General features: G+C 58.8%; 23 protein-coding genes and 1 pseudogene. 10 read left to right on the forward strand and 14 right to left on the reverse strand.

Features of this window, described 5'->3' with window-relative positions; all coding sequences use genetic code 11:
* Nucleotides 1-130 precede the first annotated feature (130 nt).
* From H8F23_RS02825 to H8F23_RS02845, 5 genes are read right to left on the reverse strand one after another with little or no spacing between them, the layout of a single operon-like run.
* Complete coding sequence (locus tag H8F23_RS02825; protein WP_194933363.1) at nucleotides 131-1,120, reverse strand: FecR family protein; 990 nt, start codon at nucleotides 1,118-1,120, stop codon at nucleotides 131-133.
* On the reverse strand, nucleotides 1,117-1,683 hold the full coding sequence (locus tag H8F23_RS02830; protein ID WP_194933364.1) for an RNA polymerase sigma factor: 567 nt from the start codon (nucleotides 1,681-1,683) through the stop codon (nucleotides 1,117-1,119). The genes H8F23_RS02825 and H8F23_RS02830 overlap by 4 nt, the downstream gene beginning before the upstream one ends.
* Before the next feature lies 1 nt (nucleotide 1,684).
* Nucleotides 1,685-2,011, reverse strand: a complete 327-nt coding sequence (locus tag H8F23_RS02835; RefSeq protein WP_194933365.1) for a DUF3325 domain-containing protein — start codon at nucleotides 2,009-2,011, stop codon at nucleotides 1,685-1,687.
* Entirely contained in the window at nucleotides 2,011-3,597 is a 1,587-nt protein-coding gene (locus tag H8F23_RS02840) for a PepSY-associated TM helix domain-containing protein (RefSeq protein WP_194933366.1), read from the reverse strand. Before H8F23_RS02840 ends, H8F23_RS02835 begins: the two co-directional genes overlap by 1 nt.
* Nucleotides 3,594-3,899, reverse strand: coding sequence for a DUF3649 domain-containing protein (locus H8F23_RS02845; RefSeq protein WP_016986986.1), 306 nt, complete (start codon nucleotides 3,897-3,899; stop codon nucleotides 3,594-3,596). Before H8F23_RS02845 ends, H8F23_RS02840 begins: the two co-directional genes overlap by 4 nt.
* Before the next feature lie 190 nt (nucleotides 3,900-4,089).
* On the opposite strand from H8F23_RS02845, the gene H8F23_RS02850 reads away from it, so the two are divergent.
* From H8F23_RS02850 to H8F23_RS02865, 4 genes are all read left to right on the forward strand, one after another.
* Nucleotides 4,090-4,578 carry a sigma-70 family RNA polymerase sigma factor gene (locus H8F23_RS02850; protein WP_194933367.1) on the forward strand — a complete coding sequence of 163 codons (489 nt, stop codon included), beginning with the start codon at nucleotides 4,090-4,092 and terminating at the stop codon, nucleotides 4,576-4,578.
* The gene (locus H8F23_RS02855) at nucleotides 4,575-5,507 is read left to right on the forward strand and encodes a DUF4880 domain-containing protein (RefSeq protein WP_194933368.1); all 933 of its coding nucleotides are present in this window, start codon (nucleotides 4,575-4,577) and stop codon (nucleotides 5,505-5,507) included. Before H8F23_RS02850 ends, H8F23_RS02855 begins: the two co-directional genes overlap by 4 nt.
* Before the next feature lie 90 nt (nucleotides 5,508-5,597).
* Nucleotides 5,598-7,931: a TonB-dependent Fe(3+) dicitrate receptor FecA gene (fecA, locus tag H8F23_RS02860; RefSeq protein ID WP_194933369.1), complete on the forward strand. Its 2,334-nt coding sequence runs from the start codon at nucleotides 5,598-5,600 to the stop codon at nucleotides 7,929-7,931.
* 247 nt (nucleotides 7,932-8,178) lie between these two features.
* Complete coding sequence (locus tag H8F23_RS02865) at nucleotides 8,179-8,547, forward strand: endonuclease domain-containing protein (protein ID WP_194933370.1); 369 nt, start codon at nucleotides 8,179-8,181, stop codon at nucleotides 8,545-8,547.
* A gap of 387 nt (nucleotides 8,548-8,934) precedes the next feature.
* Here the strand turns inward: H8F23_RS02865 and H8F23_RS02870 are convergent, their stop codons facing one another.
* Nucleotides 8,935-9,339 (reverse strand): HPF/RaiA family ribosome-associated protein, encoded by a 405-nt coding sequence (locus H8F23_RS02870; RefSeq protein WP_194933371.1) that lies wholly within the window; start codon nucleotides 9,337-9,339, stop codon nucleotides 8,935-8,937.
* A 200-nt stretch (nucleotides 9,340-9,539) separates the two neighbouring features.
* Nucleotides 9,540-10,487, reverse strand: coding sequence for a LysR substrate-binding domain-containing protein (locus tag H8F23_RS02875; protein ID WP_093436172.1), 948 nt, complete (start codon nucleotides 10,485-10,487; stop codon nucleotides 9,540-9,542).
* Nucleotides 10,488-10,622: 135 nt separating this feature from the next.
* Between H8F23_RS02875 and H8F23_RS02880 the strand changes: the two genes are divergently transcribed.
* The 3 genes from H8F23_RS02880 (at nucleotide 10,623) to H8F23_RS02890 (ending at nucleotide 14,008) form a co-directional block, all read left to right on the forward strand.
* Nucleotides 10,623-11,999, forward strand: a complete 1,377-nt coding sequence (locus H8F23_RS02880; RefSeq protein WP_194933372.1) for an L-serine ammonia-lyase — start codon at nucleotides 10,623-10,625, stop codon at nucleotides 11,997-11,999.
* A gap of 86 nt (nucleotides 12,000-12,085) precedes the next feature.
* Nucleotides 12,086-13,387, forward strand: a complete 1,302-nt coding sequence (locus H8F23_RS02885) for a serine/threonine transporter (RefSeq protein WP_194933373.1) — start codon at nucleotides 12,086-12,088, stop codon at nucleotides 13,385-13,387.
* A 303-nt stretch (nucleotides 13,388-13,690) separates the two neighbouring features.
* On the forward strand, nucleotides 13,691-14,008 hold the full coding sequence (locus H8F23_RS02890; RefSeq protein ID WP_093436161.1) for a DUF3509 domain-containing protein: 318 nt from the start codon (nucleotides 13,691-13,693) through the stop codon (nucleotides 14,006-14,008).
* Here the strand turns inward: H8F23_RS02890 and H8F23_RS02895 are convergent.
* Nucleotides 14,005-14,505, reverse strand: a complete 501-nt coding sequence (locus H8F23_RS02895) for a phosphate-starvation-inducible protein PsiE (protein WP_026000737.1) — start codon at nucleotides 14,503-14,505, stop codon at nucleotides 14,005-14,007. The genes H8F23_RS02890 and H8F23_RS02895 overlap by 4 nt on opposite strands.
* Before the next feature lie 340 nt (nucleotides 14,506-14,845).
* Here H8F23_RS02895 and H8F23_RS02905 point away from each other — a divergent pair.
* A pseudogene (locus H8F23_RS02905) lies at nucleotides 14,846-15,100 on the forward strand (YebG family protein); the annotation flags it as partial.
* Nucleotides 15,101-15,245: 145 nt separating this feature from the next.
* On the opposite strand, the gene H8F23_RS02910 reads toward H8F23_RS02905, so the two are convergent.
* The gene (locus H8F23_RS02910; RefSeq protein ID WP_194933376.1) at nucleotides 15,246-16,265 is read right to left on the reverse strand and encodes a Glu/Leu/Phe/Val dehydrogenase family protein; all 1,020 of its coding nucleotides are present in this window, start codon (nucleotides 16,263-16,265) and stop codon (nucleotides 15,246-15,248) included.
* A 185-nt stretch (nucleotides 16,266-16,450) separates the two neighbouring features.
* Here H8F23_RS02910 and H8F23_RS02915 point away from each other — a divergent pair, with 185 nt between their 5' ends.
* Nucleotides 16,451-17,254, forward strand: coding sequence for a SirB1 family protein (locus H8F23_RS02915; protein WP_194933377.1), 804 nt, complete (start codon nucleotides 16,451-16,453; stop codon nucleotides 17,252-17,254).
* A 122-nt stretch (nucleotides 17,255-17,376) separates the two neighbouring features.
* On the opposite strand, the gene H8F23_RS02920 is transcribed toward H8F23_RS02915, so the two are convergent.
* The 4 genes from H8F23_RS02920 to hmgA all read right to left on the reverse strand — a co-directional run bounded on the left by H8F23_RS02920 (nucleotide 17,377) and on the right by hmgA (nucleotide 22,120).
* Nucleotides 17,377-18,717, reverse strand: a complete 1,341-nt coding sequence (locus H8F23_RS02920) for an MFS transporter (RefSeq protein ID WP_194933378.1) — start codon at nucleotides 18,715-18,717, stop codon at nucleotides 17,377-17,379.
* A gap of 142 nt (nucleotides 18,718-18,859) precedes the next feature.
* Nucleotides 18,860-19,495 carry a maleylacetoacetate isomerase gene (gene maiA / locus H8F23_RS02925; RefSeq protein ID WP_194933379.1) on the reverse strand — a complete coding sequence of 212 codons (636 nt, stop codon included), beginning with the start codon at nucleotides 19,493-19,495 and terminating at the stop codon, nucleotides 18,860-18,862.
* Nucleotides 19,496-19,507: 12 nt separating this feature from the next.
* On the reverse strand, nucleotides 19,508-20,812 hold the full coding sequence (fahA, locus tag H8F23_RS02930; RefSeq protein WP_194933380.1) for a fumarylacetoacetase: 1,305 nt from the start codon (nucleotides 20,810-20,812) through the stop codon (nucleotides 19,508-19,510).
* A 3-nt stretch (nucleotides 20,813-20,815) separates the two neighbouring features.
* On the reverse strand, nucleotides 20,816-22,120 hold the full coding sequence (gene hmgA / locus H8F23_RS02935; protein WP_095049786.1) for a homogentisate 1,2-dioxygenase: 1,305 nt from the start codon (nucleotides 22,118-22,120) through the stop codon (nucleotides 20,816-20,818).
* 164 nt (nucleotides 22,121-22,284) lie between these two features.
* On the opposite strand from hmgA, the gene H8F23_RS02940 reads away from it, so the two are divergent.
* Entirely contained in the window at nucleotides 22,285-23,073 is a 789-nt protein-coding gene (locus H8F23_RS02940; protein WP_194933381.1) for an IclR family transcriptional regulator, read from the forward strand.
* A 52-nt stretch (nucleotides 23,074-23,125) separates the two neighbouring features.
* On the opposite strand, the gene H8F23_RS02945 is transcribed toward H8F23_RS02940, so the two are convergent.
* Nucleotides 23,126-26,641, reverse strand: a complete 3,516-nt coding sequence (locus H8F23_RS02945; protein WP_194933382.1) for a dermonecrotic toxin domain-containing protein — start codon at nucleotides 26,639-26,641, stop codon at nucleotides 23,126-23,128.
* Nucleotides 26,642-26,767 lie beyond the last annotated feature (126 nt).

A 26,767-nucleotide genomic window follows, 5' to 3' on the forward strand; every position in this document is an offset into this window, starting at 1 on the left:
TTTACCTCACCAACATTTGAAAATTATTTTTTGTGGTGTTCGATCGGGCGCCATCGCGAGCAGGCTCACTCCTACATTTGGAATGCGTTCCCCTGTAGGAGTGAGCCTGCTCGCGATGGCTTTAGCCGCCTCAACGCAAAATAATCAGATGCCCCAACACCTGATGCTGCTCAAATCCCATCACCCCTTTCAGCGAACTCAACACCGCCTGCGGATCCTTGCTCGGAAAACTGCCACTGACCTTGCGCGCCGCCAGCTCATCGTTGAGCAGCACAATCCGCCCGGGGTAATAACGGCGCAGATCCTCCACCACATCGGCCAGCGTCGACTTGTAATAAGTCAGCCAGCCCTGACGCCAGGCCAGTTGCGCGTCGCTGTCCACCGCATGCAGTTTTTCTGCCGTGCCCTCAGCGTAAGCAACCTGCTGCCCGGCCGTAAGAATCTGTTGTTCACCTCCACGATCCGCGGTCACGCCAACGCGCCCCGACAACACCGTGACCTGCGCACCATGCGGTTGCAGGCGCACTTCGAACTGCGTCCCGAGCACTCGCGCCTGACCTTTCTCGGCCTCGACCACAAACGGCTCGCCGGTGTGCGTAACCGTGAAAAACCCGGCACCACGGCGTAGCTGGACATGCCGCTCGCCACGGCTGAAATCCACGGCAATCGCACTGTCAGCATCCAGCGTTACTTGCGATTGATCAGCCAGGGTCACGGTGCGAATTTCCCCCGGCGCTGAAACGTAATCCGCGCCCAGATCATCGATCCAGCGCTGCGGCTGCCAGCCGGTGCCGAGGCTGACCATCAACAACAGACACGCGGCCATCGCCAGCGCGCCCGACCAGCGCAAAACGGGCGAACGACGCGGGCGGTCCATCGCATTAAGGTAATCCTGCAACGCGAAGGATTCTTCATCGGCCAATGTTCGCGCCGGGCCTTCACTCAACTCCCACACAACCTGAGCCTGTGCGTAAGCTTCGGCGTGCGCCGGATCGGCGCGCAGCCATTGGCTGAACGTCAGTTGATCGCCGGCGCTGGGCCGATCGTGCAACAGGCTCAACCAGGCAAACGCGGCCTGCTCTTGCGCGGGCGTGGGGATGACGGAATCGGAGGGCTTCACGGTGCTTTCCCTGGCAGGCGTGGCGCGGGGTCGCGCAGGCTGGCCTTGCAGGCCTCGAGGGCGCGCATCATATGTTTTTCCACGGCACTTTGGGACAAGCCCATGGCCTTGGCGATGTCCGCATACTTACGGCCGTGGATGCGATTGAGCAAAAAGATCTGTCGGGTGCGCTCGGGCAAGGCTCGCAGCGCCGCTTCGACATGCTTCAGATCATTGCCCGCTTCCAGCGCGGCTTGCGGTTCGCTGCCGTGGCTGTGCGGCGCGTCCGGTTGCCAGCCCTCGTTGACCCGCGTGCGCGTGCCTTCGCTGCGCAGATGATCGATCGCGATATTGCCGGCGCAGCGCAACAGATAAGTGCTGAGTTCTTCGACCTGCACCAGCGGCCGCCGCCAGAAACGCAGAAACAGATCCTGCACCAGGTCCGCCGCCGTCGCCCGACAACCGACGCGCCGGTTCACCAGTGCTTCCATTTGCGAACGCTGGGACAGGAACACCTGAAGAAAATGCGCACGGGCGCCACGCGGCTCGTCGTCGCGGGATTCCGGTGGCAGACCGATCAGCACTTCAGCACTGCGCCCATGCGGCGACCGGGCTGGCCAGCAGACTGACCCCGGCCAGCGCCAATACGAAACGCGGGCGATACGGCAGCAACAAGACCAACGCCAAGGCGCTGAGCATCAGCACGGCGAACCAGTCGACCAGACCGAAGCTCCAGCCATTGGCCTTAACCGCCGCCCAAAGCGACAAACACAGCAATAACCATCCGCCAACTTTCAGGCCCTGACGGCGACGCGTGGACGGTTTGTGACCGAGCAATTCATCGTGGTGACGCGGCATCGACAGGCACAACGCGGTGAGTCCGGTGTAGGTGAGCAACAAGGGCAAGAGCATCAGTTCGCCCCTTGTTCAAGGGTGATCGGGCGGGCCTGTTCGCGGCGGGGCTTTTTAATGCTGACGTTGCTGCCGGCACGCTGCATTTTCCATGCGGCCCAAGCCAGGAAGAAACCGGTTGCGAGGCACGTCAGATCAAACCCGGCTAACGCCCAATCGCCCTGCATCAGGCTGACGGCGAGATTCCACGGGGTGGTCAGCGCATTGACCAGCGGCACCGCGACAAACAGGGCGGCGCTCAGGGTGAGTTGCTCAACCCAGGCCTTTCGTCCCGGACGCAGCAGCGCGTGCAACACACTCAAAGCCCAAGCGATAAAGAACGCATTCACCTCCCAATCTGCGCGCTCGGCGAAGCTCACTGACAACAGTCGATTGGCCAGGAAAAATACAGCCACCGCCGCAACCAAGCCGGCCATGCTGGCGATGTTCAGCACTTCCACCAGCCGCAGCTCGAACGGCATCACGCCGCTCTTGGCGTGTTTGAGTTGACGCTTGCCCAACCAGATCACCAGGCCGGTGCCGATCATCGCCGTGCCGGCCAATCCGCAAATGAAATACAGCCAACGCAGGAGCGGCCCGGCGAAGTGGCCCATGTGCAAGCCATAGAACGCACCACCCACCGCCATCGCCATTGGCTGCTCCGGTGTGCTGCCGAGCATCTGCCCGGTCACCCCGTTGAACGTCACGGCGCGGCCAAAATCATGCACCACACGGTCGCCCGCACGGGACAGCACCACCGTGGCATTGGCATCCCCCGGATTGCTCACTGACAGACGCGACGTGTGGCCGCCCGACCATTGCTCGCTGGCCTTGCTCAACAGCGGCGCCATGGCCGCCAACGGTGCCGCGCTGTCGGCGCGTTCGGGCGTTTTCGAGGCGGGGAAAACTTCGTCATAAAACGTGCGCACGTCACTGCCGTACGACGCGACGATGCTCGCCGGCATGACCATCGACATGAAAATCACCAGGCTGCTGTAGGTGATCATCAAATGAAACGGCAACACCAGCACACCCACCGCGTTATGCCCGTCGAGCCAGGAGCGCTGACCCTTGCGCGGGCGGAAGGTGAAGAAGTCCTTAAAGATTTTCTTGTGGGTGATGATCCCGGTGATCAGCGTAACGAACATCACCATCGCGGCAATCGTCGCCAGCCAGCGGCCCCAGGGATAAGGCATTTGCAACTGGAAGTGAAAGCGATAGAAGAACTCGCCGCCCATGCTGTCGCGGCCCTGCACTTCGGCGCCGGTCTGCGCGTCGAGGGTTTTCGACTCGAAACGCCCTCGCTCGCCTGGTTTAGCCGGCGCTGGCTGCCAACGCACGGTCAGGCCGGGATCTCGGGCATCAGGCAAATCGATCAGCCAGCGTGAGGCGCCGGCCGCGTGTTGCTGCAGATAATCCTGGGCCAGCGTCAGGCTCGTCTCGGCACTCACCGATCGCGCGGGGATTTCCGGCTGCATCCAGTGGCTGATCTCATCCTTGAAATACGCCAGCGTCCCGGTCAGAAAAATCGCGAACAGCAACCAGCCGAACACCAGCCCGGCCCAGGTGTGCAGCCAGGCCATTGCCTGACGAAAGCCCTCTTTCATGCCAGGCCCAATCCACGTGCTGCGCCAGAGATTGTCGCCAGAATCACGCTTGGCACCAGCAAACCGACCCAGGCCGACCACGCCGTACGACAGGCGAAACACCAGAGCACCGCCACCAGATAGACCAGAAAGGAAATGGTCATGCCGGTCACCACCGCTTCGGCGCGGCTCAACGGCAGCCACAGCGTCAGGGTGACACTGGCCAGCGCCGCGACGAGATAGCCGCCAAACACCGCCGCCAACACCCGTGAGGTGACGGCCAGACGATAGGACATGGGAAGTGTGGCGAGTTTGCCTTTCATGTTTCGACCCTGAAACGAAAAACGTCCGGCCGATCAGCCGAACCTACAGGCGAGCAATATTAATGATAAATATTCTCATACGCAAAAGCATCTGATTGCCGGTTGAGCGTTTCGCCCCTTACAATGCGAACAGTTCTTGTTCTCTAACGCATACTCTCTACCGCGCCACCAAGCGCCCGGAGTAATACCGTTGTCGTCCGCCCATCCCGTCGAATCGCTCTATCAGACCCATCACGGCTGGCTCACCGGCTGGCTGCGGCGCCGACTCGGCTGCCCGGACAGCGCAGCGGATCTGGCGCAAGACACTTTTATCAAGGTGCTGACCGCCCGCGAATCGCCGGTGATCATCGAGCCACGCGCCTTTCTGACAACGTTGGCCAAGCGCGTTCTGTTCAATCATTACCGCCGTCAGGATGTCGAACGCGCTTACCTCGACACCTTGGCGCAGATGCCGGACATGGTCGCGCCGTCGGAAGAAGACAAGGCGATCATCCTGCAAACCCTGATGGAGCTGGATCAGTTGCTCGACGGTTTGCCGCGTCAGGTCAAACGCGCCTTTTTGCTGGCGCAGGTCGATGGCCTGACTTATCCACAGATCGCCGCTGAACTGGGCATATCCGTGGCTACGGTCAAACGTCATCTGAACAAAGCCGCCATGCGCTGCTACTTCGCCCGATGAACCGCGCGCCGGATTTCTCCTCGCAAGTGGCTGAGCAGGCCGTGCATTGGCTGATGGAAATGCAGCAGGGCACGCTCTCCCCGCGCCAGCAACAGGCCTGGCAACAATGGCTGGAGGCACACAGCGAACACCGGCGGGCGTGGGAGCATATTCAGCGGGTCAATCAGCGTCTGCGCGGTGTGTCGTCGCCGCTGGCACACGCGGCGTTGAACGGGCCGAAGTCCGGCAGCCGTCGTCAGGCGCTGAAACTGTTGCTGATTCTCGGCGCGGGCACGGCGGTCACTTGGGGCATGCGCGAGCACAATCCTGTGCCGTCGCTGCTCGCCGATTACCGCAGCCCGCTGGGGCAGCGACGCAAAATTTCCCTGGGTGGCGGTGATAAGTTGCAACTCAATACCGCCAGTGCCGTGGACGTCGACGGTGCGCAGCGATTGATCCGCTTGCTCGAAGGCGAAATCCTCCTGACGGCCGCGCAATCCTTCGAAGTGCACACGGCTCAGGGCCTTCTGAAAGCACAGGGCGCGCGCCTCAATGTGCGCCAGTTTGCCGATCGCACGCAGATTGCGCTGTTCGAAGGTCGCGTCGAACTGAGCGGTAATGGACGCGCGCCGATGTTGCTGCCGGTCGCGCGTCAGCTCAGTTTCACCTCGGCATCGGTCAGCGAGGCCAAACCGCTGGATGCCAACAGCGGCGCCTGGGCCGACGGCATGCTGGTAGCGGCGCACATGCGCCTGGGCGATTTCCTCGATGAGCTCGGCCGCTATCGTCGCGGCCAGCTCAATTGCGACCGGAACGTTGCCGACCTGTTGATTTCCGGAACTTACCCGCTGGACAACAGCGAGCGGATTCTTGATCTGCTGGAAATCAGTTTGCCGGTGAAGGTGAGGCGTTTTACCCGCTACTGGGTGACCGTCGAAGCGCGGGTTTGAAAAAACTCAAAAATAAATGAGCCGTTTTTCAGATCTGGCGTGACAGAGAAGGAAAGCCCCCTTGATTCAACCTTCTCAGGATCATCCACCATGCACCCCACCCGCCTCACGCCACTGGCCCGCAGCCTGCGCAATCTCGTCCTCGGCGCCAGTCTGAGTTTCAGCGCCCTGCCCGCCGCACTGGCCGCTGAAGCCAAGCCTTATCACATCGCGCCGTCGTCGCTGGAAAACGCCCTCAACCAGTTTGGCCGTGAAGCGGGCGTGCTGATTTCGTTTGGTTCGCAAGTCACCAGCGGCGTGCAAAGCCGTGGCCTGGAAGGCAGTTACACCGCAGAACAAGGTTTGAACGCATTGCTCGAAGGCACCGGTCTGCAAGCACGCGCCGAGGGCAATAACGCGTTCAGTCTGCAACCGGTGGCGGATGCCGCGCTAGAGCTGGACACCTCAACTGTCGTCGGCGACTGGCTCGGCGATGCGGCGCAGATCAATGTGTTCGAACATCCCGGTGCGCGCGATGTGATCCGCCGCGAAGAGTTCGAGCGTCAGGGCGCGACGCAGGCGCGCGATGTGCTCAACCGCATCCCCGGCGTCAACGCCCCGGAAAACAACGGCACCGGCAGCCACGACATGGCGCTGAACTTCGGCATTCGTGGCTTGAATCCGCGACTGGCCGCGCGCTCGACGGTGTTGATGGATGGCATCCCCGTGCCGTTCGCGCCTTATGGCCAACCGCAGTTGTCGTTCGCGCCGATCAGCATGGGCAATATGGACGCAGTGGACGTGGTGCGCGGCGGTGGCGCCGTGCGTTATGGTCCGCAGAACGTTGGCGGCGTGGTCAACTTCGTGACCCGGGCGATTCCTGACGAGCCAACGGTCAAGGGTGGCTTCCAGACTGAAACCAGCCCATCGTCGAGCCACGACGGCTTCAAGACCAGCGCCAACCTGCTGGCCGGTGGCACTAACGCCAATGGCCTCGGCGGTGCGTTGCTCTACTCCGGCACGCGCGGCGGCGACTGGCGCGAACACAGCGACACTGAAATCGACGACTTGATCCTCAAGGGCAAATACCAGCTCGACGAAGCCAATAGCTTCAACGCCATGGCCCAGTATTACGAAGGCAAGGCTGACATGCCCGGCGGTTTGAACGTCGCCGATTACGACGCCGACCCGTACCAATCGACACGGCCGAAAGACCAGTTCTGGGGCCGCCGCACGATGTTCAATTTTGGCTATCGCTATCAGGAAGATCGCCGCGAGTTCACTGCCAACACGTTCTTCACCAAGACCTTGCGCAGCGGTTATCTGGATCAGGGCACCTTCCTTTCGCTGTCGCCGCGCGAGTATTGGGTGCGTGGCCTGGAAACCCGATTCGCCCAAGGTTTCGACCTCGGCCCGACCAGCCACGAAGTCGGCGTCGGCTACCGCTACATCAACGAGGCTGGCCACGAACTGCGCTATCGCACGCCGATCGCCAGCAACGAATACCCGACCACCAACAGTCGCAATGACCGCGACACCCGTGGCGGCACCGAGGCCAATGCGTTCTTCGTCGACGACCGCATCGACATCGGCAAATGGACCATCACCCCGGGCGTGCGCTACGAGATGATCGAGTCGCAGCAGACCAACAACCTGACCAACGTCAAATACAAGGGCGACTACAACACCGCACTGCCAGCGTTGAACGTGCTCTATCACCTGACCGACAGCTGGAACCTGTACGCCAACACCGAAGGCTCGTTCGGCAGTGTGCAATACAGCCAGATGCCCAACCGGGTGACCAGTGGCGAAGTAAAACCGGAGAAGGCGCGTACGTGGGAACTCGGCACGCGCTATGACAACGGCGCGTTGCGCGCGGAGATCGGCGCGTTCCTGATCAACTTCGACAACCAGTACGAAAGCAACCAGACCAACGACTCGGTAATTGCCCGAGGCGAAACCCGCCATCAAGGGATCGAAACCAGCGTCAATTACGCGCTGGATGACTTGAGCCCGGTACTCGCCGGTTTCGATGTCTACGCGACTTACGCTTATGTTGACGCGACTATCCGCGAAGACGGACCGAACAAGGGCAATCGCGTACCGTTCTCGTCGAAACACAAAGGCACGATTGGCGTCGGTTACACCGAAGGGCCGTGGAAGTTGAATCTGGACAGCAGCTTCCAGAGCGACCAGTTCGCTGACAACGCCAATACCTCGAAAGAAAGTGCCGATGGCAGCACCGGCAAGATCCCGGGCTACATGCTGTTCAGCAGCCGCGCGGGGTATGACTTCGGGCCGCAGTTGTCGGACTTGAATGTGGCGGTGGGCGTGAAGAACATCTTCAACACGCAGTACTTCACGCGCTCGTTTGATGACAACAACAAGGGTAAGTATGTGGGGGAACCGCGCACGGTTTATGTGCAGACTTCTGTGGCGTTCTGAGGATTGAAAAGCCCCTCATCGGAACGCCGCCTAGCCCTCTCCCTGCGGGAGAGGGGACTGATTTGGGGATGCTTCAGAAATTCATCGACCTGCAAGTGCTTTGTCGAATCCATAATCGACTCGGTCTGTCAGGTCGATGTAGCCCGCAAAACACCTCGGTCGGCCCCCTCTCCCGGAGGGAGAGGGCTGGGGTGAGGGGAATGGGCTACAGTGAAATATCAAACCAACTTCACAAGGATCGTGAAGCATGCAAACCCGCCCCACCCTCGCCCAATTCGCCCGCCAGTTACACGTCAACCAAACCGATTGCGAACAGCTGCTCTGGCAAAAACTCCGCTCCCGCCAAATCGCCAATCTGAAATTTCGCCGGCAGTTTCCCTGTCCGCCCTATGTGCTGGACTTTTACTGTGCCGAGCTGAAGTTGGCGATTGAACTGGATGGCGGTCAGCACTTTGAAACGCAGGAACTGATTCATGACCAACGCCGGACGCACTATCTGAATCAAAAGGGCATTGAAGTCGCGCGTTTCAGTAATCTCGAGGTGATCCAGCAGATGGACGATGTGCTGGAGCAGATCATAAGAATTGCGGCGAATCGAAAAATGCCCTCACCCTAACCCTCTCCCAGAGGGAGAGGGGACTGATTGGGGGATGCTTGCGAGGTACGCCGACCTGATTCTGCTTTGCCGAATCCATAATCACTCGGTCTTTCAGGTCGATGTACAACGCCAGACACCTCGGTCGGCCCTCTCCCGGAGAGAGGGGGACTGATTGCGGGATGCTTCAGAAATACATCGACCTGAAAGTACTGTGCCGACTCCATAATCGACTCGGTCTTTCAGGTCGATGTACCTCTTCTGACACCTCGGCCGGCCCCCTCTCCCGGAGGGAGAGGGCTGGGGTGAGGGGCCGCTTTCTTATGCCCTGCGCAAAAACCGCCACAAACAAAAACGGGCCTGCATTCGCAGGCCCGTTCTCATTGGGTGGCTTATGAAATCAGCGCATCAACTGTTGATCGCTGCCTGTTCGTTCTCAAGAAATTCTTCCTCCAGCAGAGCGTCATTCGCCTTGCTAAATGGCACCACAGCGGCACGTGGCTTACCTCGCAGTTTGCCGAAAAGGTGCTCCAGTGCGTGCTCGAGTTTTTCGGCAGCGCCGTCGATAGCTAGTTCCAGCGAATCGGCCTTGTGGGTCACGGAAATCGGTTGATGGCGTTTTGGCCGCGCTTCCAGTTGGCAGCGCATGTCATGGGGACCTGGTTTGTCACCGTTCTCGTCGGCCAGATGGACTTCGACGCGGGTCAGGTCTTCTTCATAACGTTCGAGCGTGCTCTCAATGGTTGTACGTACCCACTCCTCCAGTCGTTGACTACTTTGAATATGGTTATCGCTGTTGACTTGGATTTGCATAGTTCATCCCTTATTTCAGCTAGCTCGTGAGAGGCCTTGAGTTGAATTTCCTGACCTCCTGGTTACAACAATCGGCCCGACCGGCGAACATTTCAACCCCTGAAAAAAGATAAATATTCATTCGCAAAAAAAGCCGGACAACCGGGCAAAGCACTGGTAAGGTCGGGAGTTGGGTCGCTTGGCAATGTTGCAAAATTTGCTCACAACTGCCCGTCGTTCAACGGGTGCAAACTGCGAAATATCCCCGCCTCTTCGACCAGCCAATCATGCACCGCACGCACACCCGGATGGCTTAAAGCCCCCGGTGCATAGAGCAACACATAGCGTTTGTGATTAGGCACCGACAGGCCAAACGGCACAATCAACGTCCCTCGCTCCAATTCATCGTTAAGCAAGGTGCGGCGGGCAATCGCCACGCCCATGCCGGCAATCGCCGCTTCGATGGTCAGATGATTGCGATTGAAGGTATGCCCACGCCGTACGTCGGCGCCCTCAAAACCAATCGCGTTCAAATAGAATTCCCATTCCGCGTATTCATAACTGCCACGCCACGCGGTGATGTCGTGCAGTACCGGGAAATGCACCAGATCCGCCGGCCCGTGCAACGGTGGTCGCCCGCGCAACAGGCTCGGTGCGCACACCGGGAAAATCTGCTCGTCGAGCAAGGCTGTGGATAACAATCCCGGGTAGCTGCCGTCGTTCAAATCGATCGCCAGATCAAAATCGCCTTCGTGCAAGGGCACGCTGCTGTCCTCTGCCACCAAGCGCAACTGAATGTCCGGATAGCGTTGCTGCAGGCGTGGCAAGCGCGGTGTCAGCCACTTGCTGAGAAACGACGGAATCGAGCGCACACGCAAAATCCCGCTGATCATCCCGGCGTCCAGTCGGCGTAGTTCGGCATCGATGCTGCCATACGCCTCGTTGACCGTGATAGCCAGCCGCTGCCCCTCCGCACTCAGCTCCACACCACGCGCGCGCCGATGAAACAGACGGAAACCAAGTCGTTCTTCAAGTTGACGAATTTGCTGACTGACCGCCCCCGGGGTGATGTGCAGTTCTTCGGCACAACGGGTGAACGACAGGTGCCGCGCGGCACAGGAAAACACCTGCAGCCAGACATAGGTCTGGGCATGCAATTGACGGCTCATCGTTTAGTCCTGCTAAAGGCTTACTTAGGAAGTTTCGTTAGTCACGTTGGACCGAGGTAGGCAGTATCGCCGACATTGCGCTTGTCCTACAAAAAATGGCAGCGATTCCTACTCCATTGCTTGTAAGGGTTTAGCATGGCTATCAGTGTTTTCGATCTATTCAAAGTCGGCATCGGCCCGTCCAGTTCCCACACCGTAGGCCCGATGCGCGCCGCCGCGACCTTCGCTCAGGCGCTGATTGATCAACGTTTGTTGAACGATGTGCGCCGTGTGGAAATCCGTTTGTACGGTTCGCTGTCCGCGACGGGCGTTGGTCATGCCACTGACCGCGCCACCGTGATGGGCCTGATGGGTGAATGGCCGGACAGCATCGATCCGGCGACCATCGATCCACGTATCCAGCAACTGCGCGAGACAGGCCAACTGTCCCTCGCCGGTCAGAGAGAAATTGCCTTCGACTGGCAACGTGATCTCCTGCTGCTGGATGAGAGCTTGCCCTACCACCCCAACGCCATGTCGCTGACAGCCTTTGGCGAAACGGCCGAGCTGTTCGAGCAGACCTACTACTCGGTTGGCGGCGGTTTCATCATCGAAGCGGCAGAAGCCGAGTCCGGTGTAGCCCCGGCCGGTGACGTGGCGTTGCCATACGACTTCTCCAGCGCCGCCGAACTGCTATCGCTGTGCAAACAGCACAACCTGCGCGTCTCCGAGCTGATGATGGCCAACGAACGCGCGTGGCGCACTGACGCGGAAATCCGCCAGGGCCTGCTGCACATCTGGTCGGTGATGCGTGAGTGCGTCGAACAGGGTTTGCGCCACGAAGGCATCCTGCCCGGTGGTCTGAATGTGCCGCGTCGTGCAGCGAAATTGCATCGCAGCCTGTTGGAAATCGGCAAGCCCAACGTGATCAGCTCAACGCTGTCGGCGATGGAATGGGTCAACCTGTTCGCCCTCGCCGTCAACGAAGAGAACGCCGCCGGCGGGCGCATGGTCACCGCGCCGACCAACGGTGCAGCCGGGATCATCCCGGCGGTTCTGCACTACTACATGAAATTCAATCCCGACGCGTCTGACGATGACGTGGTCGCTTTCTTTCTCGGTGCGGCCGCCGTCGGCATTCTGTGTAAGAAAAATGCTTCGATCTCCGGCGCCGAAGTCGGCTGCCAGGGCGAAGTCGGTTCGGCCTGTGCGATGGCCGCTGCTGGCCTGGCCGACGTGCTCGGTGCCACCCCGGAGCAACTGGAAAACGCCGCCGAAATTGGCCTGGAACACAACCTTGGCCTGACCTGCGACCCGGTCGGCGGCCTCGTGCAGGTGCCGTGCATCGAGCGCAACGCCATCGCCGCCGTGAAAGCGATCAACGCCACGCAAATGGCCCTGCGCGGCGACGGCAAACACTTCATCTCCCTCGACCGGGTGATCCGCACCATGCGCGATACCGGCGCCGACATGCACGACAAATACAAAGAGACTTCACGGGGCGGCCTGGCCGTGAGCTGGGTGGAATGCTGAGGCGCATTCCCTGACCGCCCCGGCAGGCCGCACGAAGCCGCCTGCCAACCGTGAGCCCGAGCAAAAATAATAACGAGGCGATACCGATGACCGATGTACGTACACCTGCTGCCGAAAATCCCGCTGTAGACCGCACACGCAATGCAGAAACGGCTCACAAGGGCTGGAACAAATTCGACACCACCTGGATGCTCGGCCTGTACGGCACTGCGATCGGTGCTGGCACCTTGTTCCTGCCGATCAATGCCGGCGTCGGCGGTTTCTGGCCTTTGCTGATTCTCGCCGTACTGGCTTTCCCAATGACGTTTTTTGCCCACCGTGGGCTGACCCGTTTCGTGTTGTCCGGGCGCTCCGGGGACATCACCGAAGTGGTCGAAGAACACTTCGGCATCGGTGCCGGGAAGCTGATCACGCTCCTGTATTTCTTTGCAATCTTCCCGATTCTGCTGGTGTACAGCGTGGCGCTGACCAACACCCTGAGCAGTTTCCTCGAGCATCAATTGCACATCGCCCCGCCACCACGGGCGATTCTCTCGCTGGTGTTGATCCTCGGTTTGATGGCGATTGTGCGCTGTGGTCAAAGCGTCATCGTCAAAGCCATGAGCGTGCTGGTTTATCCATTTGTTGCCGCATTGCTGCTACTGGCGCTCAGCCTGATTCCAAACTGGAACGGTGCGTTTTTTGCCAGTGCCCAAGAAACCATGCCAATGTCCGCTTTCTTCAAGACAATGTGGCTGGCGATTCCGGTGATGGTGTTTTCGTTCAACCATTCGCCGATCATTTCCGCGTTCGCGGTTGAGCAGAAACAACGTTACGGCGAGCAGGCCGAACGCAAAACCAGCGGCATCCTCGCCATGGCTCACGGCATGATGGTCGTCACGGTGATGTTTTTCTGCTTCAGCTGTGTGCTGGCGCTGTCGCCGGCGGATCTGGCAGCGGCCAAGGCGCAGAACATTTCGATCCTTTCCTACCTGGCCAACCACTTCCAGACCCCGGTCATCGCTTACGCCGCGCCGCTGATTGCGCTGGTGGCGATCACAAAATCCTTCCTCGGCCACTACATCGGCGCCAGTGAAGGCTTCCAGGGCATGATCGTCAAAAGCCTGCGCAGCCGTGGCCGGGTGATGTCAGCGAGCTGGCTGAACCGTGCGACCGCCGTGTTCATGATCCTCAGTTGCTGGGCCGTGGCAACGTTCAACCCAAGTATCCTCGGCATGATCGAAACCCTCGGCGGGCCGGTGATTGCCTGCCTGTTGTTCCTGATGCCGATGTACGCCATCCGCCGCGTGCCGGCCTTGCGCCAGTATTCGGGGCAGGTGTCCAACGTGTTTGTGGTGCTGATCGGCCTGATTGCACTGTCAGCGATCATCTACTCGGTTCTGCCCTGAAAACGGGCCATTAAAAAAGGCGAGCCGCTTGGCTCGCCTTTTTTATCCCCGTGTTCATTGTTCGACAATTTTCCCGGCACAGCCCTTGCTACTCCCCTGTGGGAGCTGTCGCAGGCTGCGATCTTTTGATCTTCATGATCGTAATCAAAACACCGAAGATCAAAAGATCGCAGCCTCGTTTCACTCGACAGCTCTACATGAAGCAACAAATACAGGCCACGGAATGGCCGATGATCCGGTTGGGCGAACCAACCCGATCACGGCCGGTCAACAACTGCACGTTCAATCAGGCGGTGACGCATCATGGACAATCCTTTTCAGATCATTACCGATGCCTTCGCGCCGGACTATCAGATCAACCTGAGCATTCAAGGCCTGGACGGCAGCATCATGCTGACCCTGTCCAACAGCGGCCGGATCGTGGCCAAGCGCATGATCAGCGCCGAGCAGCGCAACGACCCCGCGCGCCTCAAGCGCCTGGTGCAAAGCATCCAGTTCGGCATAGCCATCGAGCAAGGCCACAGCGCCATGGCAATCCTCGAAGCGATGACCAGCGGCGACGGGCTGACCCCGCCACCGCCACGCGTCATCGGCCAGCCCGGGCAAGCGGCCGGGCTTTAAAGCTCACCCTTCTCGACTTCCGGATGCTCGCTGGAACCGGCACCAAGTTTGCGCTGCGGTTTCTCGATCTTCACCGAGGGGAATTGTGACGAGGCGTAACGCACGACCAGAATCGAGAACGCCAGCAACAGAATGCCGCCGCACAGGTAGATGATGCCCATGTCCGGCGGATTGTGGTGCGAGACGTTGGAGATCAGCAAACGGGTCAGCGCGGTGATCGCCACGTAGATCAGGAAGCGCACCGGCATGTGGTTGGTCTTGAAGTAGATCCCGACCATTGCCCCCAATTCGAGATAGATGAACAGCAGCAGAATGTCATCGATCTTGATATGGCCTTCCTCGAGCATCCCGAGAAATTCCATCACCGCCGCCCATGCCGTCACCGCACCGATGGCGAACAACGCCAGATAGTGGAAGGTTTCGACGAACAGGTTGCCCAGGGACTCGGCCAGTTGATGCACGTTCTGCCGCAGTTTCTCGGCCCAGTTGATTTTCACGATGATGTTCCTTAGCTCGAATGCGAGCGGATGATGCGTGTTGGACGTGACGGTTTTCTGCACGTAACGGTTTTCATGCAGAAAAGAGGCCACGCCATCATGGCGAGCCGCCGCCAAACCCGCGCCGTGGCGTTTGGTCGCAGGCCCCGGTTTTTTGCACAATCCCTGTGGGAGCGAGCTTGCTCGCGAATGCAGACGATAAGGTCCATCTGACAAACCCGAAATCCGGTCTACATTGAAAAGCCACTACCCATGGCGCAGGGATTCGCTTATCCTTTTCGCTGTATATGGATACAGTAGTCGTCAAGACAACTTAATGTGAAGGCATGTGAGGTGGTGAATGGCCGTCGAAGTGGTATACCGCAGCAGCCGAGATCTGGAGCGCTTGTTCATGGATAAAGCCGAAGCTGACCGTCATGACAAAATGCTCGAACTGGCCGAATATCTGGCCGATGTCCTGCAAAAAGCCGTTCCGTCCCTGACTGAACAGCAAGTGGAAGAAGCCGGGATCTACATGGCGAAGAATCGCGATGTGTTCGCCCGGGCGTTCAAGAGCCAGCCGGATGCATTGTCTGAGCTGCTCAACGCACCCGCTGAACCGGTCGAAATAGCTGAAGTGGCAGAACCTGCTGAAGCCCCGGTGAAGCCGGTCAAAGCGGCGAAAGCTGCAAAGTAAGCGATGACCAAATTGAATAGGCCCTGAGTCGAATGGCTCAGGGCCTTTTTCATGTCTGTGAAACTCATCGATACAAAACTTTCTCCGCCAACTCATCCGCCACGCGCGCCGGCGAACGTTTTTCCGCCTGTGCATGGGCAAATACTTCGGTGAGTCGAGAGCTGATCTTCGACAGATGCGCGGTAATGGTGGTCAGTTCTTCGCCGCGATGCTTGAGCGAAACGTAGATCAGGCCTCCGGCATTGATCACATAGTCCGGCGCATACAGAATCCCGCGCCGCTCCAGTTGATCGGCCACATCCAGGTGCGTCAGTTGATTGTTCGCCGAACCCGCCACGGCCGAGCAACGCAGTTGCGTGACCGTATGGCTGTTCAAAACCCCGCCCAGACCACACGGCGCGAGGATGTCACACGGCGTACTGAGCAACGCGTCGTTAGCGATCGGGTGAGCGTTGAGTTGTTCCATCGCCAGTTGCACTTTGCCGTGGTCAATATCGCTGACCAGCAGTTCTGCCCCGGCGGCGTGAAGTTGCTCGGCCAATGCGTAACCGACATTGCCCAGGCCCTGAATCGCGATGCGCAAGCCTTCGAGGTTGTCGCTGCCCAGCCGCGCCATGGCCGTTGAGCGAATGCCGGCAAATACACCCATCGCGGCATGCGGAGCGGGGTCGCCGGCCGAGGTGGTGCTGGTGACATGCTGAGTCTGTTGGGCGATGCAATCCATATCCGCCACCGAGGTGCCGCTGTCGATGGCGGTGATGTAGCGACCGTCGAGCTGTTCGATGCAACGACCAAAAGCTTCGAACAGCGAGCCACGGTTTTCCACATGAGCCGGGCGCACGATCACTGCCACGCCACCGCCCTGCGACAGCCCCGCCAGCGCAGCCTTGTAGCTCATGCCCTGAGCGAGGCGAATGGCATCTTCGACGGCGGATTCGTCATTGGGATAGGCGAGATAACGACATCCGCCCAAGGCTGGCCCGAGGCGACTGTTATGGATGGCAATGACCGCCTTCAACCCGGTGACCGGATCAACGCTAAGGTGCAGCGATTCCAGGCGAGTGCTTTGCATGAGCGCAAACATCGTTGGGCTCCCGAATCACTTCTTGTAGAACGCCAGTATAGGCCTGCGCCTGAAAATTGCTGGAGCGCGCCGGAATAAGCGCCCGCGCCGACAACGGCTTTGCGGCATAACCCGATACCTGCGCAGCGGGGGACTGGACGAATCTTGCGGGCGGGGCTAAAACGAGGCATTCCCCGGAGATTTCGATGAGTGCGCGTCAACGTTTTTTCGAATGCCTGCACCGTTCACCGCCTGCGCTGTTCGAAGCCGCGCTGTGGATGGCGGCCGAGCACGAAAAAACGGTCGATCCCGTCGCGCTGTTACAAGAATTCAAAGACCTGCAACAACGGGTCAGTTACGGCTTGCCGATGTTGCCGGTCAGTGAACTGGCGCAGCCCCTGTTGCGCCGCATGACTGATCTGGGCTTTGCCCAGGACCACTTCCTGCCGCTGCGCCCGCAGGCGGCGCTGTTGCACAAAGTGTTGCAGACCCGTCGCGGCCAGCCGTTGGCATTGGCGCTGATTGCCCTGGAGCTGGCGCGTGGCCTGGAGATTCCGCTGGTCGGGGTCAACTTCCCCGGACACTTCCTGTTGCGGGTGCCCGGCGCTGATCACTTGCTGGATCCGTGCGGCGGCCGGCGTTTGTACCCAAACGATTGTCGCGAACTGTTGCAGCGCCAGTACGGGCCGAACATGAAGCTGACCGCCGAGCATCTGCTGACCGCCAGCCCCAAACAGATGCTCCAGCGCCTGTCGCGCAACCTGCGCCAGTTGCACCTGACTCATGATGATTTTATCGCCGCGCTGATCGACGCCGAACGGGTGCTCGAACTGGGTGACGCCGGCGCCGCCGATTACCTGGCACGGGCCAGTCTTTATCAGCGGCTCGACTGCCCGAATGCCGAGCGCTTTGATCTGGAGCATGCGCTGATGCTCAGCGACGACCCGATTCAGCGCCTGCGCCTGACTGAACGCCTCAGCCATCTACCGCCAAACTCCGTCGTCCACTGAATACGATTTTTGTAGGAGTGAGCCTGCTCGCGATAGCGGTAGGTCAGTCAGATCATTAGTGCCTGACACACCCTCATCGCGAGCAGGCTCGCTCCCACAGGGTTCAGCGCAGAGCCAACACATCAGCCTCCCACAGGGGATTGCGCTGTTTCAGTGGGCGAACGCACCTGAATAATCAGCAACGCGGCGATGACCGCCGGGATCGCACAGAAGAAGAAAATCTGCGCCACTGGAATATGCATCGCCAACAACAGGCTGCCAAACAGCGGCCCGAGAATCGAACCGAAACGCCCCACGCCCAATGCCCAACCGGTGCCGGTCGCACGCACATGCGCCGGGTAGAAATTACTGGCAAACGCATTCAGCGTCAGTTGCCCGCCAATGATGCAGAACCCGGCGGCGAACACGCAGGCGACCAGATAACGCGGATTGTCATGATTGAGTCCGAGCAAAATCGTGCACAGCGCTGCACCTGCCAACACCGCCGACAGCAAACGCACCTTGCGCTTCAAGCGATCGGCGAACCAGGCCATGCAAATCGCGCCCAATGTACCGGCGAACAGAAACATCGACGTCACCAGATTGGCCTCGTTGAGTTTCAGGCCGCTTTCCAGGAGCAGCGTCGGCAGCCAGCTGATCATGAAATACAACAGAATCAGGCTGACGAAAAACGTTGCCCAGATCAGCAACGTCGGTCGCGCGTAGCCATTGCGGAACAACTCGACCACCGTCAGCTTGCTGCCCTGCTCGCGTTCGTTCTGTTCGAGGCTGGCAACGGGCGGTTGCCAATCCGGCAACATCCGCGCGGTGACTTTGCGCAGTCGCGCATACGGTGGCGCATCACGCAGCAAACGCGGCAGCGATTCCGGCAGCATCCACCAGAGAAACGGAAACAGCAGCAACGGCGTGACGCCACCGGCGAGGAACACCGCTTGCCAACCGAATTGGTCGATGAAGCCTGCGGCGACGAAACCACCGGCTGCGCCACCGAATGAAAAGCCACAGGCCGCCAGCGTCACCATCAAGGTGCGCAAACGCGGTGGTGAGTATTCCGACATCAACGCCATAGCACTGGGCATCGCCCCGCCCATGCCGATGCCGCAGATAAAGCGCGCGATCATCAGCGTGTTCAACGAGTCGGCGAAGACCATCAGCACCGTCAACGTGGCGTAGATCAGTACGCAAGCGAGCAGAATCCGTCGTACGCCAAAGCGGTCAGCCAGCGGCGTAACCGCCAGTGAACCAAGGGTGAGGCCAAGCAGGTTGGCACTGAATACCGGGCCGAACGCCGATTTTTCCAGCCCCCAATCCTGCGCCAAAGCAGGTACCACGTAACCGAGCACTTGGGCGTCGTAGCCGTCGGTGACCAGCAACAGCGCGAGCAGGATCAACAGTAACCACTGATATCGGGACACAGGACGGGCGTCGAGTGCCGCCCGGAAGCTGGCAATCTGGTTGTGCATCGCAAGGTACCTGTTTTGTTTTTATGATTATGCAAATGGCGATATTCCCTTGTAGGAGTGAGCCTGCTCGCGATAGCGGTGGTTCAGTCAGAACATCAGTGACTGACACTCCCTCATCGCGAGCAGGCTCACTCCTACAGGGTTATGGGGTGTCTGGCTGGTTGGCAGGATGGGCCTTGATGAACGCCGGATGTTCAGCCGCCAGCGCCGCCACACGGCGAATTTTCGGATACGCGTCAAGACTGACGTTGAACCGCTCCGCTGCATACAACTGCGGAATCAGGTACACATCGGCCACGCACGGCCACTCGCCGAAACAGAAGCCCTCGTCGCCAATCAATTGCTCCACCGTCGCCAGCCCCTGGCTGATCCAGTGACTGATCCATTCCACCACCTGCGGCTCGTCGTGCCCCGACTGGCGCAAGCGATTGAGCACGCTGACGTTGTGCAGTGGATGCACATCGCAACCGATCACCGCCGCCACACCGCGCACCTGCGCGCGGGCGAACAAATCTTCCGGCAGCAACGGCACCTGTGGATAACGTTCTTCCAGGTACTCGATGATGGCCGGCGATTGAATCAGCAAACCGCCCTCATCAGTGCGCAAGGCCGGCACCCGCCCCTGTGGATTGATCGCCAGATACGCCGCTTGCCGATGCTCGCCGCCGGGTGGCGCGATCAGATTGACCGGCAGCGCCTGATAGTCGAGGCCCTTCAGCGCCAGCGCGATTCGCACGCGGTAGGACGAGGTCGAACGGTAATAGGTATAGAGATCCATAACCCGCTCCTGTCAGCGCGCCGCGAGCACTTTGCCGCGGCATTCGCCGAAGCCGATCGAGGCAAAACCGTCGCGAGCGCACCGTGCGCGCAGGATGATTTCGTCGCCATCTTCAAGGAACTTACGCACTTCTCCAGAAGCCAGCTCGATCGGTTTTTTACCGCCCTCGGTGATTTCCAGCAGGCTACCGAACTGACCGCTCTGCGGGCCGGACAACGTGCCCGAACCGAACAGGTCACCGGCCTGCAACTGGCAACCGTTGACGCTGTGGTGCGCGACCATTTGCGCGACGGTCCAGTACATGTAGCGGGTGTTGCTCAGGGTCAGACGATGAGCCGGAAGGTTCTGCTCGCGCATCGCTTCGGTGAGTAGCAAAACTTCCAGTTCGATGTCGAAGGCACCGCCGTCCTGATCGCGTTTGTCGAACAGGTACGGCAGCGGCTGCGGATCACCTTCAGGACGCTTCGGTTGCGCGGTGCGGAACGGTTCCAAGGCTTCAGCAGTTACAACCCATGGCGAGACGCTGGTGATGAAACTCTTCGACAGGAACGGCCCCAGTGGCTGGTATTCCCAGGCCTGGATATCACGCGCCGACCAGTCGTTGAGCAGGCAGAAACCGGCAATGTGATCAGCGGCGTCACCGATGGCGATCGAGTCACCCATCTCGTTGCCTTGACCGATCCAGATGCCCAGTTCCAATTCGTAGTCCAGGCGTGTGCACGGGCCGAACACAGGCTCGGTCTGACCGGCCGGTAGCGTCTGGCCTTTAGGGCGACGCACGTCGGTACCGGAAGCACGCACGGTGGAGGCGCGACCGTGATAACCGATCGGCACATGCTTGTAGTTCGGCAGCAGCGGGTTATCCGGGCGGAACAGTTTGCCGACGTTCTGCGCGTGCTCGATGCCGACGTAGAAGTCAGTGTAATCGCTGATGCGTGCCGGCAGATGCAGCTGGCAATCGGCGGCCAGGGGCAGCAATTTTGCGCCTTGGGCTTCGATGTTGCCGCGGTGCGTGCTGCCTTCGCTGAACAGTTCCAGCAGACGGGTGCGCAGTGCCACACGCACCTCGCGACCGAGTTCGAAGAATGCATTCAACTGGCCGCCGTGCATGGCTTCGACAGCGCTGCGCGCGACACCGTCGAACAGCCCGGCTTCCAGTGCTACTTGCAGATCGAAGATATGGTCGCCAATCGCCACGCCAGCGCGCGGCATCGCACCGTTGCTGCTGAACACACCCAGCGGCAGGTTCTGCAGCGGGAAATCAGCGTGGCCATTGGCCGAGGCAACCCAACTGCGGGTGATGGAATTCTGCGTCATGGGTTATCTCCGGGTCGGGTCGAACGTGGCGGGCAAAGTGGCCCAGCAGGCGTCATAAGTGGATTGCAGTTGCGGACAGTCGAGGGCGAACCGGCTTGGGCGCAGCACCTGACTGGTCTCGAACATGAAGGCCATGGTGTTGTCGATCTTGGCCGGTTTGAGTTCGGCGTTGATCGCCTTGGTGCAAGTCTCGCCATCCGGGCCGTGGGCGCTCATGCAGCTGTGCAGCGAGGCACCGCCGGGCACGAAGCCTTCGGCCTTGGCGTCGTACTCGCCCTGGATCAGGCCCATGAATTCGTTCATCAGGTTGCGGTGGAACCACGGTGGCCGGAAGGTGTTCTCGGCGACCATCCAGCGCGGCGGGAAGATCACGAAGTCGAGGTTGGCCAGACCGTGCACGCTGGTCGGCGAAGTCAGCACGGTGAAGATTGACGGGTCCGGGTGATCGAAACTGACCGTACCGATGGTGTTGAAACGGCGCAGGTCGTATTTGTACGGCACGTTATTGCCGTGCCAGGCGACCACGTTCAGCGGCGAGTGATTGAGCTCGGTGGCCCACAACTGGCCAAGGAACTTCTGCACCAGCGTGGTGGGTTGCTGAAGGTTCTCGTAAGCGGCGACCGGGGTCAGGAAGTCACGCGGATTGGCCAGACCGTTGCTGCCGATCGGGCCCAGATCCGGTAGACGCAGCGGCGCGCCGTGGTTCTCGGCGACGTAACCACGGGCTTGCGGGTCGAGCAATTCAACACGGAATTTCAGGCCGCGCGGCAGCACGGCGATTTCCAGCGGCGCGACTTCCAGCACACCCAATTCGGTGGCGATGCGCAGACGCCCGAGTTGCGGCACCAGCAGCAATTCGCCGTCGGCGTTGAAGAACACCCGCTCCATCGAGCGGTTGGCGACGTAGTTATAGATGCTGATGCCGGCCGGTTTCTCTGCACCAGCGTTAGCGGCCATGCTCACCAGACCGTCGATGAAATCGGTCGGCTCGGCCGGGATCTCCAGCGGATTCCAGCGCAGGCGATTGGGCGTCACTTCACCCAACGGGCCACCGGCCAGTTGCCGCTCCAGTTTGACGAAGGCCGGGTGATTGGCCGACGGCTGAATGCGGTACATCCAGGTGCGCCGCGCTTCACTGCGGGTCATGGTGAATGCTGTGCCGGAAAACAATTCGGTGTAGAGGCCGTAGGGGGCTTTTTGCGGGGAATTCTGGCCAACGGGCAGCGCGCCGGGCAACGCTTCAGAGCTGAATTCGTTGCCGAAACCGGACTGATACGCCAGCGCCTGGGCGGTTGAATCGAGGTTCATGGAGCCTCCTGAACAGGGAGTCGGCAGTGGCCCATCGCTCTGGCTCAGAGGTTTCGGCACGCCGGGGTTGTTATTATCGTAATTCGATTACGCATAACGTAATTTGCTCGCTATCCAGCGTCAAGCTATAAAGACGCCCATTCGTTTCGGAACCCGGCCGCACCATGGAAAAAACCAGCGACAGCAACGGCAAACAGAAAGTCCGCTCCGCCGAAGTCGGCACCGACATCCTCAAGGCTCTGGCCGAGTTGTCGCCGTCCACTTCGTTGTCGCGTCTGGCCGAACATGTGCAGATGCCGGCGAGCAAGGTTCATCGCTATCTGCAAGCGTTGATCGCTTCAGGATTCGCCGAGCAGAACACCGCGACCAACCATTACGGCCTCGGCCGCGAGGCCTTGCGCGTGGGCCTGGCCGCACTCAACAGTATGGACGTGCTGAAAGTCGCCGCCCTGCCGTTGGCCGAACTGCGCGACGAACTCAACGAAACCTGCTTTCTGGCGGTGTGGGGCAATCAGGGCGCGACCGTGGTGCATATCGAACCGGCGGTGCGCGCGGTCACGGTGGTGACGCAACTGGGTTCAGTGTTGCCACTGCTCAGTTCATCGACTGGACTGGTGTTCAGCGCCTACTTGCCCCATCGGGAAACCGATGAGTTGCGCGAGCAGGAAATTGCCGCTGTGGATCATCCATTGAAGGACGAAAAAACCTACGCAACCCTGTGCGAACAGATCCGCGAACGCGGACTGCATCATGTGCATGGCCTGCTGATGCCGGGTGTGGATGCGTTGTCCGCCCCGGTGTTCAACGCCGTCGGCCAAGTCGCCGCCGTGTTGACCATCGTTGGACCCACTTCATTGTTCCACGCCGACGAAAACGGCCCGGCGGCGCAGCGGTTGCTGTCGGCGACGCGGGCCGTGAGCTGGCGGATGGGTTATGAACCTCTGCAGGGCTGAATGGCGCCAATCGAGCGAGTAACGAGGGCCGTTACTCGCGCAGTTTCATCTGTCAGTTGAGCAGACGAGTGGTGCTGTTCACGACCGCAGGAGGTGCGGTGATTGCTGTCACGTAGTTGATGCTGACTTCAACACCGGTAACGCCTGCCATCACATCGGCGAAATCCCTGACGCTCGATAGCAGAGCAATCGGGTTCACGGGCGCGCCGATCGCCGCCACTTTGCCAACGTACAACAGAATCGCCCCTCGCCACGCCGATGCAAAGTGTGCGTTCGCAGCCTCATCGGAGCCCTGACTGGAAGCCACAATGCCCAGCACAACCGACTGAGTAATGCGCAGTACAGTCAGTGCCAGGCCAAGTGGCGCAATGAACATCGAAGCCACATCCAGGGCAAATTCGGCCAGTACCCTCACATCCTTCCACAGCGCTTCCAGATAACTGCTCGTCTGAAAATCCACATCGGCGACGAGTTGCCCGATTTTAGCCAGGTACTCCTGTTTGAAAGCCAGTACTGGATAACTGTTGATCAATTCCGGATTGCTGGTCGCTACCGGGATCGAGTCCCAGTAGGTGTCCAGGAGGTTTTTCACTGCTTGCTGATGTTCCAGACGAGCGAGGCTCAAGACCTTTTTGTTGAAGGTCACGCTTTTCAATCGACCAGCAAGTTCCTGGACAGGGAAGAAATCCTTGCCATCAGGCGTATCGGGAATATAGACAAAAAACTCATCACGCCCGCTGACTTTGCGCCCAAAAACGTAAGCCCCGACAAGGGCGCGTCCCCTGAGAGTGAATTCGTAAACGCCAATGCCCGGCTTCCCACCCGTGGAGATGATGCCCTGACGAGGCAGATCGCGATCAAATCCGTTAATGAGTCCCTGCAACCAGCTGAATTGGTCGAGGGAGAGCTCGCCTTTGATTTTCTGAATCAATGCGGTCCGGAGCATTTCATTTTGTTTTGTTTTTCGATACAGACTTGCTTTCAAGTCAATGTCGGACGCATTGAGGAATTTATCTTTCAGATATTGAAGATACTTTTCACCGGGCCTCAGATCGATCAGATCATTGATAACTCTGGCATTCAGTTGGGCAATGGGCTGTCCGGTAAACGTCCAGAAGGTGGCCTGTCTGAGTTGCTCTCGCAAATTTTCAATCCCGGCCAATTGAGGGTTCACCCAGGTGAAAAATTTCTCGAACGCGCTTACGTCACTGCGCCACTTTTGCCACTGAATAAACAGATCGGTCAGGCTGATCTTCGAGTCTGCGTGAAATTTGACCCATACCTCGTCAGGGTTAATGTCCACAGATGAACCTGTCCGGACAAAATACTGCTTCAGCTCCTTCTTCACCAAATGGCTGGCAAACTGTTTGAACGGCTCGACCGCCAGCATTTCCCGGGAATGATGGTGAATAGCCTTGAAATCAGCATTCAGACGATTGAGCAGGTGCTGATCGTTCGAGCTGGCCTTTCTGTACCATCGAGGGGTGGCAGCCTCGGTTTGATCGATACTCCACAAGATGTGATTTTGAACGGCTCCGAACAAAGGCTCCTCTTCGGGTAAATCGACCAACTTAATCTTCGACCACCACCATTCATTCAGTACCTCAGATGGTTTTAGACTCAGATAATCACTTTGCATCTGCGCACTGTCGCTGGCGTGTGCCTGACTCAGCAAGTACGCCCAGGTTTCAGCCTTGGCCGCCCATTGCGCCAACTTGTGCTGCAGGCTTTTCAGGTCGGTGAACTCAAACCACTCCTGCCCGGCTGGCGAACCCGGTATGTGCAGGACATGCGCGCTGCGATCGGCTGCCACACCTTTCCTGCGATAAACCAGCAAACCATTGAAAGGCTTGAACCAGGGTTTGAGCGCCACGCCCAGCGTTTCAATGGACGTATCGCCGAGGTTATAGCCCATCACCAATTTATGAGCTGAAGGTCCCACGTGTTTCTGCAGAATCGCCGCGAACAGGGTCAGCGCTGTTTTACGGCTAAGGACCACTCGCAGCGACCCGGTAACTTCGGCTTGCGAATACAGAAGACGTTGAGCCGTGGTATAGGCAACACGAACGTCCAACGACTTGATGGCACGCAGGATGTTCGATGGACTCAACTTTGGCAGACTGGAGGGGATCTCCGGAACGATCTGATATTGCCCTGCCAGATCATGAGCACCTTGCATAAAGGCCTGAGTCAGCGTTTTGCGCTCGGTGAGTTCCACCTTTTTTCCATCCGCCAGAGGCACGGTATGGGTGACTTTCACGAATACCGTGTCCGGGTCGATACGCTCATCTTTACCCGGCGATATGAAGTCCTCTACGGCCAACCGCGCGTAGTCTTTCAGCGAAGCAACTCCGTGAGTGACCTCATAAAGTTTTACTTCGGCTTCAAGCAGCTCTTTTTGCAGGGAAACATACACTTCCTGATTGACATCGGAAGTGCTTTTCAACCATTGCGGCCAAGCATTCCGCTCGACATGCTTAATCAGTTGTACCTGGCGTTTTCTGGCCTGAAGATTCAAATCGGGTAACGATTGTGCGGCCTCTACGGCGACAACAATTTTATCAAATTCCGAGTCTGGCTTGCCGACGGATTCAAGATACCCAGTGATGTCGCTGTACATCGTCTGAATCCGCTTATCAACGAATCTCTCAAACAAATTCGCACGAACTTTCAAAAAACGAATAGCAGGGACGTATGCGAACCCAACGCGTTCACTGAGCGATAGCGTTTGCAGAAACTCTTCCTGAGTTTCCGAGGAGCCCAGTCGGCTCAACAACGCTTGTTCAAGCTTCCAAATGGAAGAAAACAATTCGAGACCACGATTCGCGCAGTAGAGTACGACAGCGCCCTGCTCACCGGGAACCAACTGCTCATAGACAGGGGTTGTAAGGGGCAATACAAACATCGCGTTCTGCTCGACGTATTTGCCATTCTGACCTTCAATGAAAACCCCGTAACAAGTGCCGGTCAGGCTCGGTTGTACGGCCGTACTGATCAGCGCTCTTTGTTGCTGAGTGATGATGCCCTGAATCGCCAGCGCCTCCAGCTCACGAGCGAAAAGGCTAGCCTCGAGCACACCTAAAGCAGACTTTCGCGATAACTGAGGATAAGCCCCAGCTGCTTTTTGAACGGTCGGGTTTTCCCAGTACTGCCGCACAGCCGCCGTGTAATCAACCGCCAGTTTCTTCAGCAAATCTGTTACTGATTTTTCAATAGCCGAGATCGGGACTTGCGTAAGAATGTCTTCACGGCTGGTAAAATTCGGGTGATCGAAAACACCATAATCATTGACATCATAGTTTGGCGGCCGACCACTTTGCAGGCACTCAAGGGCGATATCCAGCAACCGTCCGACCGGCTGTTTATTTTTCGGTTTGGCGCCCGCCACGACATTGACGAACAGGCTGCTCAGCCGCACACCTTCGGATACCTTCCATAAAGCCTCACGCAAAGTGTCCTGCACCACCACTGGAAATGACGGAACAAGCTTCAATTCCTGCGAGATACTTTCCAGGGCTTTCCCCACTTCACGCAGACTTTGGCTTTCGGCTTCTTTATTAATTTCCATAATGGAATCTCTATCAGCTTGATAATGACAAGTGGCCAATTACAACTTGCCTCGCCAAATCAAGCTAATTCAGATCCAGAACAAAAAGATACCCACCACACTGTTTCCAACAGTGTTTAATTACAA

Origin of the sequence: Pseudomonas neuropathica (genome assembly GCF_015461835.1) — a bacterium.
Lineage (GTDB): Bacteria > Pseudomonadota > Gammaproteobacteria > Pseudomonadales > Pseudomonadaceae > Aquipseudomonas > Aquipseudomonas neuropathica.

What these genes read in the sequence shown, in the direction of transcription:
- H8F23_RS02835 (WP_194933365.1), bottom strand. Translation starts at nt 2,011, where the DNA reads ATGCTCTTGCCCTTGTTGCTCACCTACACCGGACTCACCGCGTTGTGC.
- H8F23_RS02840 (WP_194933366.1), bottom strand. Translation starts at nt 3,597, where the DNA reads ATGAAAGAGGGCTTTCGTCAGGCAATGGCCTGGCTGCACACCTGGGCC.
- H8F23_RS02845 (WP_016986986.1), bottom strand. Translation starts at nt 3,899, where the DNA reads ATGAAAGGCAAACTCGCCACACTTCCCATGTCCTATCGTCTGGCCGTC.
- H8F23_RS02855 (WP_194933368.1), top strand. Translation starts at nt 4,575, where the DNA reads ATGAACCGCGCGCCGGATTTCTCCTCGCAAGTGGCTGAGCAGGCCGTG.
- fecA (WP_194933369.1), top strand. Translation starts at nt 5,598, where the DNA reads ATGCACCCCACCCGCCTCACGCCACTGGCCCGCAGCCTGCGCAATCTC.
- H8F23_RS02865 (WP_194933370.1), top strand. Translation starts at nt 8,179, where the DNA reads ATGCAAACCCGCCCCACCCTCGCCCAATTCGCCCGCCAGTTACACGTC.
- H8F23_RS02870 (WP_194933371.1), bottom strand. Translation starts at nt 9,339, where the DNA reads ATGCAAATCCAAGTCAACAGCGATAACCATATTCAAAGTAGTCAACGA.
- H8F23_RS02875 (WP_093436172.1), bottom strand. Translation starts at nt 10,487, where the DNA reads ATGAGCCGTCAATTGCATGCCCAGACCTATGTCTGGCTGCAGGTGTTT.
- H8F23_RS02880 (WP_194933372.1), top strand. Translation starts at nt 10,623, where the DNA reads ATGGCTATCAGTGTTTTCGATCTATTCAAAGTCGGCATCGGCCCGTCC.
- H8F23_RS02885 (WP_194933373.1), top strand. Translation starts at nt 12,086, where the DNA reads ATGACCGATGTACGTACACCTGCTGCCGAAAATCCCGCTGTAGACCGC.
- H8F23_RS02890 (WP_093436161.1), top strand. Translation starts at nt 13,691, where the DNA reads ATGGACAATCCTTTTCAGATCATTACCGATGCCTTCGCGCCGGACTAT.
- H8F23_RS02910 (WP_194933376.1), bottom strand. Translation starts at nt 16,265, where the DNA reads ATGTTTGCGCTCATGCAAAGCACTCGCCTGGAATCGCTGCACCTTAGC.
- H8F23_RS02915 (WP_194933377.1), top strand. Translation starts at nt 16,451, where the DNA reads ATGAGTGCGCGTCAACGTTTTTTCGAATGCCTGCACCGTTCACCGCCT.
- H8F23_RS02920 (WP_194933378.1), bottom strand. Translation starts at nt 18,717, where the DNA reads ATGCACAACCAGATTGCCAGCTTCCGGGCGGCACTCGACGCCCGTCCT.
- maiA (WP_194933379.1), bottom strand. Translation starts at nt 19,495, where the DNA reads ATGGATCTCTATACCTATTACCGTTCGACCTCGTCCTACCGCGTGCGA.
- fahA (WP_194933380.1), bottom strand. Translation starts at nt 20,812, where the DNA reads ATGACGCAGAATTCCATCACCCGCAGTTGGGTTGCCTCGGCCAATGGC.
- hmgA (WP_095049786.1), bottom strand. Translation starts at nt 22,120, where the DNA reads ATGAACCTCGATTCAACCGCCCAGGCGCTGGCGTATCAGTCCGGTTTC.
- H8F23_RS02940 (WP_194933381.1), top strand. Translation starts at nt 22,285, where the DNA reads ATGGAAAAAACCAGCGACAGCAACGGCAAACAGAAAGTCCGCTCCGCC.
- H8F23_RS02945 (WP_194933382.1), bottom strand. Translation starts at nt 26,641, where the DNA reads ATGGAAATTAATAAAGAAGCCGAAAGCCAAAGTCTGCGTGAAGTGGGG.